At 68.7% G+C, this 16,532-nt stretch carries 15 protein-coding genes and 3 tRNA genes; all 18 read left to right on the top strand.

Annotation, left to right across the window (positions count from 1 at the left end; translation table 11 throughout):
* Positions 1–1,482: hypothetical protein (locus tag HOP12_10630; protein ID NOT34611.1), on the top strand; the 1,482-nt coding region annotated here is incomplete at its 5' end.
* A 122-nt stretch (positions 1,483–1,604) separates the two neighbouring features.
* Positions 1,605–1,680: transfer RNA gene (locus HOP12_10635), tRNA-Phe, on the top strand.
* 17 nt (positions 1,681–1,697) lie between these two features.
* Positions 1,698–1,773 (top strand) — tRNA-Thr (locus HOP12_10640).
* A 118-nt stretch (positions 1,774–1,891) separates the two neighbouring features.
* Positions 1,892–3,250, top strand: a complete 1,359-nt coding sequence (gene glmM, locus HOP12_10645) for a phosphoglucosamine mutase (protein NOT34612.1) — start codon at positions 1,892–1,894, stop codon at positions 3,248–3,250.
* A gap of 30 nt (positions 3,251–3,280) precedes the next feature.
* Entirely contained in the window at positions 3,281–5,113 is a 1,833-nt protein-coding gene (gene glmS / locus HOP12_10650) for a glutamine--fructose-6-phosphate transaminase (isomerizing) (protein NOT34613.1), read from the top strand.
* Between the two features lie 5 nt (positions 5,114–5,118).
* Positions 5,119–5,523: a hypothetical protein gene (locus HOP12_10655; protein ID NOT34614.1), complete on the top strand. Its 405-nt coding sequence runs from the start codon at positions 5,119–5,121 to the stop codon at positions 5,521–5,523.
* On the top strand, positions 5,516–6,610 hold the full coding sequence (selD, locus tag HOP12_10660; protein NOT34615.1) for a selenide, water dikinase SelD: 1,095 nt from the start codon (positions 5,516–5,518) through the stop codon (positions 6,608–6,610). Before HOP12_10655 ends, selD begins: the two co-directional genes overlap by 8 nt.
* A gap of 9 nt (positions 6,611–6,619) precedes the next feature.
* Positions 6,620–6,717, top strand: a tRNA-Sec gene (locus HOP12_10665).
* A gap of 581 nt (positions 6,718–7,298) precedes the next feature.
* Complete coding sequence (lepA, locus tag HOP12_10670) at positions 7,299–9,257, top strand: elongation factor 4 (protein ID NOT34616.1); 1,959 nt, start codon at positions 7,299–7,301, stop codon at positions 9,255–9,257.
* 12 nt (positions 9,258–9,269) lie between these two features.
* Entirely contained in the window at positions 9,270–9,881 is a 612-nt protein-coding gene (gene lepB, locus HOP12_10675; protein ID NOT34617.1) for a signal peptidase I, read from the top strand.
* Positions 9,851–11,140, top strand: coding sequence for a radical SAM family heme chaperone HemW (hemW, locus tag HOP12_10680; protein ID NOT34618.1), 1,290 nt, complete (start codon positions 9,851–9,853; stop codon positions 11,138–11,140). The genes lepB and hemW overlap by 31 nt, the downstream gene beginning before the upstream one ends.
* Positions 11,089–12,126, top strand: coding sequence for a hypothetical protein (locus HOP12_10685; protein ID NOT34619.1), 1,038 nt, complete (start codon positions 11,089–11,091; stop codon positions 12,124–12,126). Before hemW ends, HOP12_10685 begins: the two co-directional genes overlap by 52 nt.
* Before the next feature lie 74 nt (positions 12,127–12,200).
* Entirely contained in the window at positions 12,201–12,794 is a 594-nt protein-coding gene (locus HOP12_10690) for a nucleotide exchange factor GrpE (GenBank protein NOT34620.1), read from the top strand.
* Position 12,795: 1 nt separating this feature from the next.
* Positions 12,796–13,929 carry a J domain-containing protein gene (locus HOP12_10695; GenBank protein ID NOT34621.1) on the top strand — a complete coding sequence of 378 codons (1,134 nt, stop codon included), beginning with the start codon at positions 12,796–12,798 and terminating at the stop codon, positions 13,927–13,929.
* Positions 13,913–14,644 (top strand): RsmE family RNA methyltransferase, encoded by a 732-nt coding sequence (locus HOP12_10700; GenBank protein ID NOT34622.1) that lies wholly within the window; start codon positions 13,913–13,915, stop codon positions 14,642–14,644. Before HOP12_10695 ends, HOP12_10700 begins: the two co-directional genes overlap by 17 nt.
* Before the next feature lie 202 nt (positions 14,645–14,846).
* A complete protein-coding gene (gene rpsU / locus HOP12_10705; protein ID NOT34623.1) occupies positions 14,847–15,041 on the top strand; it encodes a 30S ribosomal protein S21 in 195 nt (64 codons plus the stop codon).
* A gap of 13 nt (positions 15,042–15,054) precedes the next feature.
* Entirely contained in the window at positions 15,055–15,639 is a 585-nt protein-coding gene (locus tag HOP12_10710) for a CvpA family protein (GenBank protein NOT34624.1), read from the top strand.
* A 52-nt stretch (positions 15,640–15,691) separates the two neighbouring features.
* The coding region (locus tag HOP12_10715) for a hypothetical protein (protein NOT34625.1) at positions 15,692–16,532 on the top strand (841 nt) is incomplete at its 3' end.

Below are 16,532 nucleotides of genomic sequence, written 5' to 3' on the forward strand. Positions count from 1 at the left end.
GCCTGGGGCGCGGGGCGCTCGGTGTGCGGCGCGCCGCGGCCGGACGCGACGGTTCCGTGGGCTGCGGCGCGTCGTGTGGTGGCGATCCCGCTGCGGCGCGCCAGTCGACTGATCGGCATGCTGATCGGGGAGGCCGGCGAGCAGGCGCCCGCGGACGAACGGCTCGAAGCGTTTCGCGAAGTCGCGGATGCGGCGCTCGAATCTCAGGCGCGCTTCGACGCCAGTCGGCGTGCGGTCGAGCGCGCGGCACTGCTGCGCGAACTCGAACGCTGCGCGATCAGCTCGCTCAATCTTGCGGAAGTGCTGCAGGTCGCGGCGCGTGTGTCCGCCTCGGGGCTCGGCGCGCGCGGTGCGCTGGTGTGGCGCGTGCTCGACGGCGAGTTGCGTCTCGATGCCGCGGCCGGTCCGGTCGGAGCCCGTGAACGCGTTGCGCGACAGCTCGCCGAGGCGGCGCTCGCATGCCTCGCCGGCAGCGTCGCGCTCGAAGTGGGCGTGGGGCCCGCGAGCGGATTCGAACGTGCGCTGCTGGTCCCGGTGCGCGCACGCGACACCGCACTCGGAGTCGTGGCGCTGTTCGAGCGCATCACGTTGCACCCGAACGACACCGCCGGTTTCGAAGCCGAGGATCGCGCGTTCGCGAACGCGGCCGCGCTGCGACTCGGCATGCTGCTCGACCAGGCGCGTCGCGACGACGCGCATCGCCAGCTCGAGCGGCGCGAGGCCGAACTCGAGCGGCGCGTGGCACTGGCCGAGCGAACCGCCCGAATCGGTGAGCTCGCGCTGCGTTCGGCGGCGCAGTCACGCAATCCGCTTGCATCGATCGCCGCTTTCTCGCGCCGCGTGCAGCGCAGTCTGGCCGAGGACGATCCGAATCGCGACTACCTCGACGTCGTGATTCGCGAAGCGGACCGCATCGAGCGCACGCTCGAGGAACAGGAGCGATGGTCCGAGATGCGGCCCGGTGGGTTGCGCATGCTGGATCTCAACGCGCTCGCCCAGGAGGCGGTGCAGCGCTCTTCAGAGGTGATGGTGCGGCGCCGAGTGAGGCTGCTCAAACGACTGCACCCCGAGATTCCGCGTCTGCTGCTCGATGGCGCGCGGGTGCGTCGCGTGCTCGAAAACGTGATCGACCACGTGCTCGAGTCGGTGGCGCCAGGGGGGCGCGTTCGAGTCGAGTCGCGCCCGGTTGGGCGCCACGTCGTGCTCGAGATCGCGCACGACGGACCGCGTCCGCCCGGCGACCTGATGGAACAGCTGTTCGTGCCGTTCGGGATCGAACGGGGGGCCGGCGGCGTCGCGCTCGCGGTGGCCGAACAGGTGGTGGCCGAGCATGGCGGCGAGATCCGGGTGCGAACCGACGGCGAGTGGGGCTGCGTGTTCGCGCTGACGTTCCCGATCCTCGGAAACGAGGAGCGGCGTCAGCAGGCGCTGGATCGGCGCGCCGGGCATCCGGACCGGCGAACGCGTCACCCGGCCGCGTAAGCGGCGTCGCCCGGGGCGCCACATCGCAAGCTGCGCCATCACACCGGATTGACGCTCGCTTCGCATGCGTGATAAACACTCGGGTTCGTGTCCCCGGACCCGGTCCGGGCCCCCAGTTCGGTGCGACCCTAGCTCAGTTGGTAGAGCACGCGACTGAAAATCGCGGTGTCCCCAGTTCGATTCTGGGGGGTCGCACCATCTTTCTTTGGTTCGGGGCTGGTGTAGCTCAGTTGGTAGAGCACTTCACTCGTAATGAAGGGGTCACCGGTTCAAATCCGGTCACCAGCTCCACTTCAAATCTGGATGCCACGACGGTGGGTCTGCGAGCGGCCGGGCCGGCGGCGAACGCGCGAGTGCGCGAGTGCCGCCGGCCCGCGCCGTTGAACCCCCGCGTCGAGCGAGAGGAGTCATGAACGCCGCACCCCTCATGATCAGCGTCGCGGGAGTTCGCGGCATCATCGGAGCGACGCTCACGCCACCGGTGCTGTCGCGATTCGCGGCCGCGTTCGTGGCCGGACTCGGACCCGGTCCGATCGTGATCGGACGCGATGCGCGCGTCTCGGGCCCGATGGTGCATCGCGCCGTCGCCGCGGGTGCGATGGCGGCGGGACGCGACGTGGTGGACCTGGGTCTCGCGACCACGCCGACCACTCAGCTCGCGGTCGAGCGATTGCAGGCCGCGGGCGGCATCATCCTGACGGCGAGTCACAATCCGGCGCCCTGGAATGCGCTCAAGTTCCTGTCCGCGCGCGGAGAGTTCCTGGACTCGCCGACCGGCCAGGCGGTGCGTGCGCGCTACGAGTCCGGCACCGACGCCTGGGTGCGCTTCGATCGACTCGGAACCGAACGCGTCGAGTCCGATGCGCTCGACTGGCACGTCGAACGGGTGCTCGGCCTCGACGTGGTCGAGGTGCCCGCGATTCGCGCCCGCAGACTCAAGGTGGTCGTCGACGGGTGCGCGAGCGTGGGCGGAATCGCGGCACCGCGGCTGCTGCGCGACCTCGGCGCCGATGTGGTCGAACTGGACTGCGTGCCGGATGGCCGCTTCACGCGCGAGCTCGAGCCGCTCGCCGAACACCTCGGTCGCCTGTGCGATCGCGTGCGCGTCGAGCGCGCCGACTTCGGCGTGGCGCTCGATCCGGATGCGGATCGTGCCGCGTTCGTCGATGCCGGTGGACGCCCGCTCGGCGAGGAATACACGGTCGCGCTCGGCACCACGATCGTGCTCGCGAAGCGGCGCGGGCCGGTGGTGACAAACCTATCGACCTCTCGTATGCTCGACGCGGTTTGCGCGCGTGCGGGGGTGGCTCTGCACCGCACGCTGGTCGGCGAGGCCCACGTGGTGTCGGCGATGCACGCGGTCGGCGCGGTCGCCGGTGGCGAGGGCAATGGCGGGATGATCCTGCCGGCGGCGCATCACGGTCGCGACGGCCTGGTGGCGATCGCACTGGTGGCGCAGGCGATGACCGCGAACGGCGCGACGCTGCGGTCGCTCGCGGACGCGCTGCCGCGGTTCGTGATGGTGAAGGAGAAGGTCGAGCGCGGGGCCGAACCGTGGGAGTCCGCCGCGGAACGGCTGCTACGCGCGTTCGACGGCTACGAGGTGAATCGCGAGGATGGTTTGCGTTTCGCTCGCGCGGAAACGTGGGTTCACGTGCGGTCATCGGGCACCGAACCCGTCGTTCGTATCATCGCCGAGTCTCCGACAGAAGAAGAGACCCGGCGGCTCGTGGCTCACGCCCGCGGCGCGATCTCCCCGAACGCCTGAGGCGAGCGCCGGACGGAGGGTTCACTTCCCATGTGCGGCATCGTCGGCTACGTCGGCCACAAGCACTGTCTCCCGATCCTGATCGAGGGGCTCAAGCGCCTCGAGTACCGCGGCTACGACTCGGCGGGTGTGGCGCTGCAGGTCGAAGGCGGGCTTCAGGTCACGAAGTCGGCGGGCAAGGTGCGAGCGCTCGAGGCTCGACTGGGTTCCACGCCGAGCCCGTCGCGCTCGGGGATCGCGCACACGCGCTGGGCGACGCACGGCGCCCCGAACGACATCAACGCGCATCCGCACACCAGTTCGAATGGCCGCATCGCGCTGGTTCACAACGGCATCATCGAAAACTTCGCGGTGCTCAAGGCGGCACTCAAGTCCGAGGGCTACGGCTTCACGACCGACACCGACACCGAAGTGCTGGTGCATCTGGTCGACAAGCACTCGCGCAAGGGTCTCAAGCTCGAGCAGGCGGTCGGCGCTGCGCTCCGCGACGTCGAAGGCACCTACGGCATCGCGGTGGTGAGCGCCGACGAGCCCGGGGTGGTGGTCGGGGCCCGCAACGGAAGCCCGCTGGTGGTCGGCGTGGCCGACGGCGAGTACTTCCTCGCCTCGGACGTTGCGCCGATCGTCGGACACACGCGTCAGGTCGTTTACCTGGACGACGGCGAGATGGCCGTCCTCACGCCCGACGGCTTCCACACCTCGACGATCCGTCACGAGCGCATCGACAAGCCGGTACACGAAGTCGAATGGGATCTCGCCCAGATCGAAAAGGGCGGCTACGACCACTTCATGCTCAAGGAGATCTTCGAGCAGCCGGAATCGGTGCGGAACTCGATGCGCGGCCGCCTGCAGGTCGAGGAAGGACTGGCGCGACTCGGCGGCCTCAACATGACCCCCGAGGAGATGCGCGAGATCAAGCGCATCATCATTCTCGCGTGCGGCACTTCGTGGCACGCGGGCCTGATCGGCGAGTACCTGCTCGAGGAGCACGCCCGCATCCCGGCCGAGGTCGAGTACGCGTCCGAATTCCGCTATCGCAACCCGATCGTCGATGACGGCACGCTGGTGCTGGTGATCTCCCAGTCGGGTGAAACGCTCGACACGCTCGCCGCGATGCGCGAGGCGCGACGTCGTGGCGCGCGAGCACTCGGGATCGTGAATGTGGTGGGCTCGACGATCGCGCGCGAATCGGACGGCGGTGTCTACATCCACGCCGGACCCGAGATCGGCGTGGCCTCGACCAAGGCGTTCACGAGCCAGGTCACGGTGCTGACGCTGCTGACGCTCGCACTCGGCCGTCAGCGTCAGATGTCGCTCGAATCGGGGCTCGCGCTCGCCGAGGCGCTCGACGCGATCCCGGCCAAGATCGAATCGATTCTGTCGCGCAGCGACGAGGTCAAGCACATCGCGCAGCAGTACGCGCGTCACGGCAACTTCATCTACCTGGGGCGCGGTTTCAACTTTCCGGTCGCGCTCGAGGGTGCGCTCAAGCTCAAGGAGATCTCCTACATCCACGCCGAGGGCTATCCGGCGGCCGAGATGAAGCACGGTCCGATCGCGCTGATCGACGAGAACATGCCGGTGGTGTTCATCTGCACGCGCGACACCGCGTACGACAAGGTCATGAACAACATGATGGAGGTGCGGGCCCGCAAGGGACGCATCATCGCGATCGCGACCGAGGGCGACACCGCAGTGCAGGAGCACGCCGATCACGTGTTGACGGTTCCGCACACGCTCACCAGCCTGCAGCCGCTGCTGTCGGTGATTCCGCTTCAGCTGCTCGCCTACCATGTCGCGGTGCTGCGCGGCTGCGACGTCGATCAACCTCGCAATCTCGCGAAAAGCGTCACGGTGGAGTAACCGACATGAGCCTTCAACAGCCCGTCCAGGTTTCCGACGCACCGTCCGCGATCGGACCCTACAGCCAGGCGCAGTTCGTCGACCTGGGTGACCGTCGCATGCTGTGGTCGGCCGGTCAGGTGGGGCTCGACCCGTCCACCATGGAACTGGTGCCGGGAGGCGTCGAGGCGCAGACCGAGCGGGCGCTGCTCAACCTGACCGCAGTGCTCGCAGGCGCCGGGCTGACGCTCGCGAACGTGGTGAAGACCTCGGTTTTCCTCGTCGACATGGCCGACTTCCAGGCGATGAACGGGATCTACGCGCGCTATTTTCAGGGCGTGCCGCCGGCGCGCACCACGATCGCTGCGCTGGGCCTGCCGAAGAACGCGCGGGTCGAGATCGAAGTCGTCGCGATCGGACCGCGTGGCTGAGCCGACCCGCGCCCGCGTCGCGCGCGGGCCGGCGGTCCGCCGCGGCCGCCTCGACGTGCGACTGACCGCGGCGGTCGCGTGCGCTGGCTGTGCCTCGAAGCTCGGCCCCGGCGATCTGCGCAAGGCGCTTCACGGACTCAGCCCTTCGCGGCGTGATCCGCGCGTGATGGTCGACCAGAACACCTACGACGACGCGGGCGTCTTTCGCCTCGATCGCGGTCGCGCCCTGGTGCAGACCGTCGACTTCTTCACGCCGGTCGTGAACGATCCGTTCGACTTCGGCCGCATCGCCGCGACCAATGCGCTGTCCGACGTCTATGCGATGGGCGGTACGCCGCTCACCGCACTCGGCATCGTCGCGTTTCCCGACGGCACGCTCGCGCCCGAGGTGCTGCGCGAGGTGATGCGTGGCGGCCAGCGCGTCATGGATCGCGCCGGCGTGAGCGTGATCGGCGGCCACTCGGTGAAGGACGCAGAGCTCAAGTTCGGTTACAGCGTGACCGGCATCGTCGATCCGAAGCGCGTGCTCACCAATGCCGGTGCGCGGCCCGGCGATCGGCTGGTGCTGACCAAGCCGCTCGGCACCGGCGTGCTGGCGACGGCGCTCAAGCACGGCAAGCTCGACCCGGTGCTCGAACGTCGCATGATTCGACAGATGACCACGCTGAATCGAGAGGCGTCGCGCGCCGCGGTCGCAGCCGGGGCGCGCGCCGCCACCGATGTGACCGGTTTCGGGCTGATGGGGCACGGTTCGCAGCTGGCGCGCGCGAGCGGTGTGACCGTGCGGCTCGATCCGCGGGCCGACTGGTTCCTGCCGCAGGTGATCGACCTGGCGCTGGCCGGCGAGGTCGCGGGAGGACTCCGAGACAATCGGGAGTTCTACCGCTCGTTCGTCTCGATGCGGGGCATCGACGAGGGCACCGAGCTGGCGCTCTATGATCCGCAGACCTCGGGAGGGCTGCTGATCGCGATTCCCGCGGCGCGTACCGCGCGGCTCGAGGCCGGATTGCGCCGCGCGCGGGTGTGGCATCGGTGGATCGGCGAGGTGGTGCGGAAGGGCCCGCACCCGGTCGAGGTCGGGAAGTAGACGCAATGCGGGAACGAATGGGTCCTGGTGGACTCCGGGGACTTCAAATCCTGCGGTCGGGCGCTTCGCGCGTCCGAGGTGGGTTCGATTCCCACGCGTTCCCGCCACTCCGTTTCAGCGTCGTCGTGCTCGCGCTGCTGATGGCGGGCGCGCCGCAGTCGGCGCGCGCTTCGACATGCGCTATGCTGCGCGGCTCGTACGTCGCGTTCGAGGCTCGCGAGGCGCTCGCGACCACCGCGAAGTACGCATCACGGGCGGATGCCGCGGCGGAATCGGTCGCAGCCGTACGGGACTCGAGCGTCGCGCAAGTCGATTCGAGCTCCGCGGTCGAGCTCGACCTGTCGGAGGTTCGAGCGCGTGGCCGCACGGTCCCGGACTCGATCCGGATCGCGCGCCTGCGCGCGATCAGCGACGTTCGGCAGAAGCCCCGATTCGATCAGCCGCGGTGGGTGATGCTGCGGTCCCTGGTCCTGCCGGGCTGGGGTCAGATTCACAACCGCGCTTACGTCAAGGCCCTCGCCGTGGTGGGGGTGGAAGGTTGGTTCATCGCGCGTCTCGTCGACGACGAGCGCGATCTCGGCGGCCTGCTCGAGCGGGTCGACGAGGCTCAACGATCACAGGATCCCGTGGCCTACGAAACCGCCGTCGCCGCATACAACGATCGATTCGACGCGTCCGTCAGCCGCCGATGGCTGCTGGGGGCGGTGGTCGCGTACGCGCTGCTGGACGCTTACGTCGACGCGCACTTCGTAGACTTCGGCGTGCAGTTCGATCGCGACCCCGCGAACGCGGGCGGCAGCGGTTCGATCGGCGCCCGGCTGGGTGTGAGGTGGAATTGGTGAGCGACCCGCGACTCGCGATGATCCGAAACTTCTGCATCATTGCGCACATCGATCATGGCAAGAGCACGCTGGCGGATCGTCTGCTCGAGATCACGCACACGCTGACGCCGCAACAGATGAAGGCGCAGGTGCTCGACGACATGGACCTGGAGCGCGAGAAGGGGATCACGATCAAGTCGCACGCGATCGCGATGGAGTACCGCACGCGTGACGGCCAGCGGTACGAGTTGAATCTGATCGACACCCCGGGCCACGTCGATTTCACCTACGAGGTCTCGCGCAGCCTGGCGGCGTGCGAGGGCGCGATCCTGGTGGTCGACGCCTCGCAGGGCATCGAAGCGCAGACGCTCTCGAACTACTTCCTGGCGCGCGATCAGCACCTCACGATCGTCGGTGCGATCAACAAGATCGATCTGCCGGCCGCGCGCCCCGACGACATCGCGCTCGAGGTCGAGCACGTGACCGGAGTGGCCGCGGAGCAGGTGTGCCGCATCAGCGCGAAGAGCGGCATCGGCGTCGAAGAGCTGCTCGAGCGGGTGATCGCGGACGTTCCGCCGCCGACCGGCGATCCCTCCGCGGCGTTTCGCGCGCTGATCTTCGACTCGAAGTACGACTCCTACCGCGGGGTGGTTTGTCTGATCCGTCTGGTCGACGGAATGGTGCGGGCCGGCGATCGGGTCCAGTTCATCTCGACCGGCAAGGAGTACGAGGTCACCGAAGTCGGCAAGCTGCGACTCAAGCTCGAACCCGAGCCGGAGCTGCACGCCGGCCAGGTCGGCTACCTGGTCGCGGGCGTCAAGACGGTGGCGGATGCGCGGGTCGGCGACACCCTGGGCGCGGCCGGTGTCGCCGGGCTCGCGGCGCTGCCCGGATTCCGCGAGACCAAGTCGATGGTGTTCTCGGGGCTCTATCCGATCGAGTCCGAACAGTACGAGGAGCTGAAGGAGGCGCTGTCCAAGTTGCGGCTCAACGACGCGGCGCTGGTCTACGAGCAGGAGAGTTCGGCGGCGCTCGGGTTCGGCTTCCGCTGCGGTTTTCTGGGCCTGCTGCATCTCGAGATCGTCCAGGAACGCCTGCGTCGCGAGTTCCAGATCGATCTCATCGCGACCACGCCGAGCGTCGAGTACCAGGTGCTGCTGACCGACGGCGAGGTGATCCGGGTCGACAATCCGAGTCTGATGCCGACAGTCCAGCGTATCGAGAGCATCGAGGAGCCGATGGTGTCGGCCCACGTGGTGACTCCGACCGACTACCTCGGCAATGTCATGAAGCTGTGCCAGGACCGGCGTGGCATGTATCTCGACATGGTGCACCTCGAGGAGAAACGCATTCGAGTGCACTACCGCCTGCCGCTGGCCGAGATCGTGCTCGACTTTTACGATCGGCTGAAGTCGATCTCGCGCGGCTATGCCTCGCTCGACTACGAGTTCGACGGCTGGGCGGAAGCCGCCGTCGTCAAGCTCGACGTGATGCTGAATGGCGAACCGGTCGACGCCCTGTCCGCGATCGTGCATCGCGACAAGGCCCATACCTACGGCAGTGCGCTGTGCTCGAAGCTCAAGGAGTTGATCCCGCGGCAGATGTTCCAGGTCGCGATCCAGGCCGCGATCGGCGGCAAGATCGTGGCGCGCGAAACCATCGGCGCCCAGCGCAAGAACGTCATCGCCAAGTGTTACGGCGGTGACATCACGCGTAAGCGCAAGTTGCTCGAAAAACAGAAAGAGGGAAAGCGGCGGATGAAGCAGGTTGGGACCGTCGAAGTTCCCCAGGAAGCGTTCCTCGCCGTCCTCAAGGTCGAGCGCTGAAACCGGAGAGCCATGAGCCGAAAACGATCCGTCGTTCGGGAATACTTCGAAGCCATCGTGTGGGCCCTGGTGCTCACGGTGGTGTTGCGCACCTTCGTCATTCAGGCGTTTCGCATCCCGTCGGAATCGATGCTGAACACGCTGCTGGTCGGTGACTTCCTGTTCGTGAACAAGTTCGAGTACGGCGCCAAGATCCCGTTCACGAAGGTGCGGCTGCCGGGTCTGCGCCCGCCGCGGCGTGGCGACATCATCGTGTTCCAGTTTCCGCAGGACCCGAGCAAGGACTACATCAAACGCGTGATCGCCCTCGGGGGCGAAACGCTCGAGGTGCGTGACAAGCAGGTGTTCGTGAACGGCCGCCCGCTGAACGAGCCGTACGCGATTCACACCGACAGCGTCACGCGCCCCGCGGGCTACGAGTTCCGCGACAACTTCGGCCCGGTCACCGTGCCCAAGGGACGCCTGTTCATGATGGGCGACAATCGCGACAACTCGAACGACAGTCGCTACTGGGGAACGCTCGACCTCGATCTGGTGAAGGGGCGTGCGATGTTCCTGTACTGGTCGTGGGACCCCGACGCCGGGTGGCCGAGATGGAATCGACTGCTGCACCTGATCCACTAGGATTCGAGGCCGCGCGCGACGCCGCGCGCGTCGGGCTCTACCTCCACGTGCCGTTCTGCGCGGTGCGATGCGCGTTCTGCCATTTCTCGAGCGGCCCGGTCGAATCGGCGCGGGTCGAACGCTGGCTCGCCGCACTCGCGCTCGAAGCGCAGTGGCGCGCACCGCAGGCGCGCGGCGTGCGCTTCTCTTCGGTGTTCGTCGGTGGCGGGACGCCTTCGATCCTCTCGTCGCGACACTTCCGAGTGTTCTGGAGCATCGTGCGCGATCACTTCGAAATCGCACCCGACGCCGAGCAGACGCTCGAGGCGAACCCGGAGAGCGTGCGGCCGAGCCTGCTCGAGACGTGGGCGGCCGCCGGCATCAATCGACTCTCGATGGGCGCCCAGAGCTTCGACGCCGCCGAGCTCGAGGGCCTCGGCCGCCTGCACGGTCCGGAACGCCCGGGCGAGGCGTTCGCTCTTGCGCGCGCCGCTGGATTCCGCCGCCTGTCGCTCGATCTGATGTACGGCTTCCCGGCACACCGCCGCGAGACCTTCGCTCGCTCGCTCGACCGGGCACTCGCCCTCGAGCCCGAACATCTTTCGGCCTACTGCTTCATCGCCGAGGAAGACACGCCGCTCGGCCGCGATGCGCTGTCGGGGCGCGTCGCGTTGCCGGAGCCGGAGCTGCAGGCCGATCTGTTCGAGGACTTCGTGGCGGCCTCCGCGCATCGGGGCTACTCGCTCTACGAAACCGCGAACGCGTGTCGTCCGGGAGGTGCGGCGCGGCACAACCTGGTGTACTGGCTGCGGCGCGACTACCTGGCGCTCGGTCCCTCGGCGCACGGACTGTGGCGTGGCGTCCGGTACGCGAATCCGTACGGACTCGAGCCGTGGGCACAGGCGCTGGAGCGCGGCGAGGAGCCGGCCGCACTCGAGCCGGAGACCGAGGATTCGCGCACCGAAGAGACGCTGATGCTCGCGCTGCGACTGTCGTGCGGGCTCCAGCGTCGCGATCACGAGCCGGGCGCGTGGCGCCGCCTCGAGGCGCGATTCGGTGCCGCGCTCGCGGCCGCGGTGCGGGAGGGGCGACTCGAGCGGCAGCCCGATGGGTGGCGAATTGCGGCGCCCCACCGCTTCGTGGCCGACGACGTGATCGCGTGGGTGGCGGCGCGCGCGGATGCCGCGCGGGTTGACAGTGCTCGCGCGCGCTCCGTAACGTCGTCGCCATGTCCCAGCCTGTCATCCCCGGTGGCGCCCGTCGCGGCGACCTCGAACTGACGCAGCGGCAGCGCGAGGTCTTCGTCGCGGTCGTTGCTCAGCACGGTCGCACGACCCGTCCGGTCGGCTCCGACAGCCTCGCCGCGCAGGGCGTGCGGGGTTCGTCCGCGGCGATCCGCTCGGCGCTCGCAGAGCTCGAGGAGCTCGGACTCCTGGCCCGCGTCCACGCCTCCTCGGGGCGGGTTCCCAGCAGTGCCGGCTACGCCCATTACGTCTGCCACGAAGTCACGCCTGCGCCGCTCGGAGACGAGGCGCTGCGCCGCATCGACGAGCGACTTCGACGTTCGGCGCGCGACGTCGAACAGCTGCTCGAAGAGGCGTCGCGGGTGCTCGCAACGCTCACCCAGCAGCTCGGTCTCGCGGCTTCGGCTCCGCTCGAGCGCGAACGGGTCGAATCGCTGGAGCTGGCGCCGCTCGACCCCGAACGCTGCATGCTGGTGTTCGGGCTGCGTGGTGGCACGGTCCGCACGCTGCAGCTCGAGTTCGAATCGCCGCTCGACCATGCGGCGCTCGAAGAGGTGGAACGCACGTTGCGCGGATCGCTGCTGCGACTCACGCTCAGCGAAGTGCGGGAGCGGCTCGAAGAATCTCCGGCGCTGGTGCGCGACTCGGCGATGCGCATCGTGACGCGGGCGCTGCGGGCGCGGCTCGGCGCGCCCGAACTCGCACGCTTTCACAGCTCGGGAGCCGGCTGGATCGCTTCCGAACCCGAATGGTCGGCGGCGCGAGAACTGGGCCCGCTCATGCGAATCGTCGAGGAGGGGCCACCGCTCGACCGGCTGCTCGTGACCCCGCTGGCGGGGCAGGCGGCGGTGCGCATCGCGCTCGACGAGGACCGCGCACTCACAGGTCTCAGCCTCGTGACGTTTCCGCTCGCCGGCAGCAATCCGGTTGCGATCGGAGTGCTGGGCCCGCTGCGGATGGACTACGCCCGCGCACTCGCGGCGGTCGAGGCGGTGGGGAGTCGAGTCGCCGGCTATTTGTGAGCGCCGTCGCGCACGCGCGCGTTCGATCGTGATCCTGTCGCCGTTCATCCTGCGCCGCGCAAGGAGATTCCGCATTGAATCCCGCAGCTGACGAAGACCGCAGCGACCCTGAGCGTGATGCTTCCCGCGTGACCGGCGCCGACGCCGGTGACGACGGCTCGACGGCGCGCGACGACGCGACGGCCGCACCCGTCGAGCCGGCGATTCCGCCGGCCGGCGAGTCGCTCGAGGACTTTCGCGATCGGTGGCTGCGGGCCGAGGCCGAGCTGCAGAACTTTCGACGCCGCGCCCAGCGCGAACTCGAACAGGTACGGCGCGACAGCGAGGAAGCCGTACTGCTCGAGATCATCCGGGTGCTGGACGATCTCGAGCGCGCGCAGGCAGCGCGCGATCCCGCCACCGCACCGGATGGCTGGTCTCAAGGAGTGGCACTGGTCACCCAGACGGTTCGCGACTATCTGGTGCGGATGGGAGTGGAGAGCGTCGATCCGACCGGAACCCGCTTCGATCCGCGTTTTCACGAAGCGATCCTCGAAGTCGATGCGCCGCCCGGGATCGCGCCCGGCATGGTCGCTCAGGTGGCGCTGCGCGGTTATCGGCGTGGCGAACGTGCGTTGCGTCCGGCGCGGGTGCTGGTGACGCGCGAGCCGGCAGGCAGCGAGCGCTGACATGGCGAAACGGGACTACTACGAGTCGCTCGGTGTGGCGCGCGGAGCGTCGGAAGACGACGTCAAGAAGGCGTATCGCAAGCTCGCGTTCGAGTCGCATCCCGATCGCAATCCGGGTGACGCGACCGCCGAGGCTCGATTCAAAGAGGCGACCGAGGCGTACGAGGTGCTGCGCGATCCCCAGAAGCGCGCGCAGTACGATCGCTTCGGGCATGCCGCGACCGGCGGTGGCGCGACAGCCGGAGGGGGCTTCAGCGGCTTCGATCTCGCCGATGCGCTGCGCGCGTTCATGCGCGATGCCGGCAACGGCGACTTCGGCGATCTGTTCGGGGCCGGTGGGGGGGCGCGCGGTCCGGCGCGCGGTGACGATCTGCAGGTCCGACTCAAGCTGACGCTCGAGGAGATCGCGACCGGCGTCGAGAAGAAACTGCGCGTCAAGCATCTGCGCGCGTGCGAGAAGTGCGAGGGTCGAGGCGGCGAGGGCGAGACCCGGTGCCCGGATTGTCAGGGGCGCGGGCAGGTGCGGCGCGTGCAGCAGTCGTTCCTGGGTCAGTTCGTAAACATCTCGACCTGCGGGCGTTGTCGCGGTGAGGGTGTGACGTTTCGCGAGAGCTGCCGCACCTGCAGTGGTGACGGACGCACGAGCGTGACCGAGACGGTCGCCGTTCAGGTGCCGGCCGGGGTCGCGCAGGGCAATTACATCCCGTTGCGAGGGCTCGGAGACGTCGGACCCCGCAGCGGGCCGGCGGGCGACCTGATCGTCCTGATCGAAGAGAAAGAGCATGACCTTTACGAGCGTCACGGGGCCGATCTGCACCTCGATCTGCCGGTGAGCTTCGTCACGCTGACGCTCGGCGGCAAGGTCGCGGTCCCGCTGCTCGAGGGCGACGACGCCAGCGCGGAGGTGCCTGCCGGCAGCCCGAGCGAACGCGTGCTGCGGTTGCGTGGCAAGGGTCTCCCCGAGTTGCGCGGTGGAAAGGGTGATCTGCTGGTGCGACTGCGCGTGGTGGTTCCGACCCGGCTCGGGTCGGCCGAGAAGAAGCTGCTCGAGGAACTCGGCCGTCACGAGAGCCTGCGCGCTCCGAAGCCCTCGAAGTCGGTGTTCGAGCGCATGCGCGATGCGCTCGCGGGCTGACGCGCCACCCGCCTGGCTGTGGGTGCGGGCACTCGCGCTGCGCGGAGAGTCGCTGGCGCTCGATGCCGAGGCCTCGCATCACGTGGCTCGGGTGTGGCGCGCACGCGAGGAGCAGGCGCTGGTTCTGACCGACGGGCTCGGCGGAGTCGCGCACGCCATCGTCGAGTCTTTGCGGCCCGGAGTCGTGGTGCGCGTCGAATCGGTCGAGCAGCGCGCGGCACCACGACCGCTGGTCGTGTGGTGCGGCGCACCCGAGGGCGATCGCGGCGACTGGCTGGTCGAGAAGCTTGCGGAGCTCGGTGTGACTCGTTTGATTCCGATCGATACGAGCCGCGCCAGCTGGCGCGCTGCACCCACGAGACTCGCCCGCTGGGAGCGGCTGACGCGTGCGGCGCTCGAACAGTCTCGAGGCGCGTTCCGACTCGCGGTCAGCGCACCCTGCTCGCTCGAGTCCGCGCTCGCGTCACTTCCCGAGGGAGCGGCTCGATGGCTGGCGGATCCGGAAGGCCGAGTCGCCGAGCTGGGGGCAGGCGTGCCGCTCGCAGGTGTGGTGGTCGCGGTCGGGCCGGCGCCCGGATTCGACTCCGACGAGCGGAGTTCGCTTCTCGCGCGAGGATTTATGGCCATGAGCTTGGGGCGCAGCCGGTTGAGAGCTGAGACCGCGGCCATGGTCGCGGCCGCCCTGGTGCGCGCCGTCGAGCCGGAAGCGAGCTGAGCCGGAACTCGCATCGATCCTCGGAAGTGATTTCGGGGCTCGGGCTTGACGCCTTTCAGGGGGCGGCCATAGACTGCATCCGGCGTTTTGCACCCACGGGTCTCCGGAGTGTCGTCTTTCCGCGGCTCGTCCATTCGCAGTGCCAGACCTTTTCCAGACCAGTGATTTCGAAATCCTGTCATGTCGGAGGGGGGGAAACCTATTGCCCGGTATCAGGGTGAAGGACGGTGAGTCCTTCGAGAGTGCCCTGCGTCGTTTCAAAAAGAAGTGTGAGAAGGCCGGAGTCCTCGCCGACTTGCGTCGCCATCAGCATTTCGAGAAGCCGAGCGAACGACGTAAGCGCAAGATGAACGCGGCCAAGCGCAAGAACATGGCGCGCCGTTCGCAGGAGATTTGAAACGGACATTCAAATGTTCGCAGGATTCTCGTGGCTCGACTGGGCGCTGATCGTCCTGGTCGCGGCGTTCGCGGTGCGAGGTGCGCTGCAGGGATTCGTCACGCAGTTCTTCGCGTTGATCGGACTGTTCGCCGGCGTGTGGGTCACGGGTTGGGTTGCACAGTGGGTCGGGGCACATTGGATCGGTGCCCGACCCGCTGTGATTTTTTGGCTGCTGCGATGGCTCGTCGCTTCGCTGTCGGGCTTCGCGGTGCTCGCCGTGTGCCAGTGGTGGGGCGGCAAGCTGGGAGAAACCACGCGCAAGAGCGCATGGAGTACGTTCGACCGGATCATCGGAGTTCCGGTCGGAGTCGTCATGGGAGTGGCGATCGCCGCATTCGCGTTGCTGGCCGCGATCCGTGCGTTCCCCGCTCCGCGCGCGGAGGATCGCGTCGCCTCGGCGCGCCTGGCGCCGCGGCTGCTGCACGAAGTAGCGAGCGTGACCGCGTCGGGATCTCGCTTCCTGCCGGGGCACGAGTGGCTGGGACGCCAGTTCGCGATGGCGGATCGGCGGGTTCGCGAACGGCGCGCCGGTTCGACGAACGTTTCGGGATCCTGAGCCGCGACGGGATCCGCGCAGCGGCCGCTCGGCCGCCGGCGCGAGAGGACGATTGGACGATCGCACCTTGAAGTTGCTCGAGTTCGACCGGGTCCTCGAGACCCTCTCCCGTCACGCCGAATGCGACGGGGCGCGCGGACGTCTGCGCGCCACCTCGCCGATCGCGGACCGGCAGGCGCGTGCCCTCGAAACCACTCGCCTGCGGGAGAGCATCGCGCGCGAGAGCGAGCCCGGCCCGTGGTGTCACGTCGCGCGCGGCGAGCTGGCGCTCCTGCTCGAAGGGGGCGAGCGCGCGGCACTCGACGGACCGGCGCTGGTGCAGATCGCGGAGTGGCTCGAGGCCGGTGAGTCGACGCGCGAGCGCTGGGAGGACACCTCGCAGCGCGCCCGCCATACGGCGCTGGCGACGCTCGCCGACGGCATCGTGCCGCCGCCAGGTCTGGCGCGGCGCCTCAACGACTCGCTCGATGGCGACGGTCGGGTGCGTGACTCCGCGTCTCCCGATCTCAAGCGGTTGCGCTCCGAACTCGCAGTCGCCGAGCGCCGCCTCGAAGCGCGGCTCGCCCGCTACGCGAACGGCTTCGGCGCCGCGGCCTACGTCACGCGCCACGGTGATCGCTTCGTCGCGCTGGTGCCGGCGGCGGGCTTCTCGCGTCGCACCGCGATCGTGCACGACGTTTCGGCCAGCGGCCAGTCGCTGTTCGTCGAACCGCTCGAGATGTGCGAGGACAACAACCGCATGCTCGAGCTCCGCGCGGCGGCGTTCGAGGAAGAGCGCCGCATTCTTCGCGATCTGCGAGCGGCGGTGCTGGCGGCCCGCGAGCCGCTCGCGCGCCTCGAAGCGGCGCTGGTGCACTTCGATGCGCTGCGGGCGGCGGCACGCTGGTCAACGG

This window comes from Candidatus Eisenbacteria bacterium, from assembly GCA_013140805.1.
GTDB lineage: Bacteria > Eisenbacteria > RBG-16-71-46 > RBG-16-71-46 > RBG-16-71-46 > JABFRW01.

What these genes read in the sequence shown, in the direction of transcription:
- glmM (NOT34612.1), top strand. Translation starts at nt 1,892, where the DNA reads ATGAACGCCGCACCCCTCATGATCAGCGTCGCGGGAGTTCGCGGCATC.
- glmS (NOT34613.1), top strand. Translation starts at nt 3,281, where the DNA reads ATGTGCGGCATCGTCGGCTACGTCGGCCACAAGCACTGTCTCCCGATC.
- HOP12_10655 (NOT34614.1), top strand. Translation starts at nt 5,119, where the DNA reads ATGAGCCTTCAACAGCCCGTCCAGGTTTCCGACGCACCGTCCGCGATC.
- lepA (NOT34616.1), top strand. Translation starts at nt 7,299, where the DNA reads ATGGCTGCTGGGGGCGGTGGTCGCGTACGCGCTGCTGGACGCTTACGT.
- lepB (NOT34617.1), top strand. Translation starts at nt 9,270, where the DNA reads ATGAGCCGAAAACGATCCGTCGTTCGGGAATACTTCGAAGCCATCGTG.
- hemW (NOT34618.1), top strand. Translation starts at nt 9,851, where the DNA reads ATGGAATCGACTGCTGCACCTGATCCACTAGGATTCGAGGCCGCGCGC.
- HOP12_10685 (NOT34619.1), top strand. Translation starts at nt 11,089, where the DNA reads ATGTCCCAGCCTGTCATCCCCGGTGGCGCCCGTCGCGGCGACCTCGAA.
- HOP12_10695 (NOT34621.1), top strand. Translation starts at nt 12,796, where the DNA reads ATGGCGAAACGGGACTACTACGAGTCGCTCGGTGTGGCGCGCGGAGCG.
- HOP12_10700 (NOT34622.1), top strand. Translation starts at nt 13,913, where the DNA reads ATGCGCTCGCGGGCTGACGCGCCACCCGCCTGGCTGTGGGTGCGGGCA.
- HOP12_10710 (NOT34624.1), top strand. Translation starts at nt 15,055, where the DNA reads ATGTTCGCAGGATTCTCGTGGCTCGACTGGGCGCTGATCGTCCTGGTC.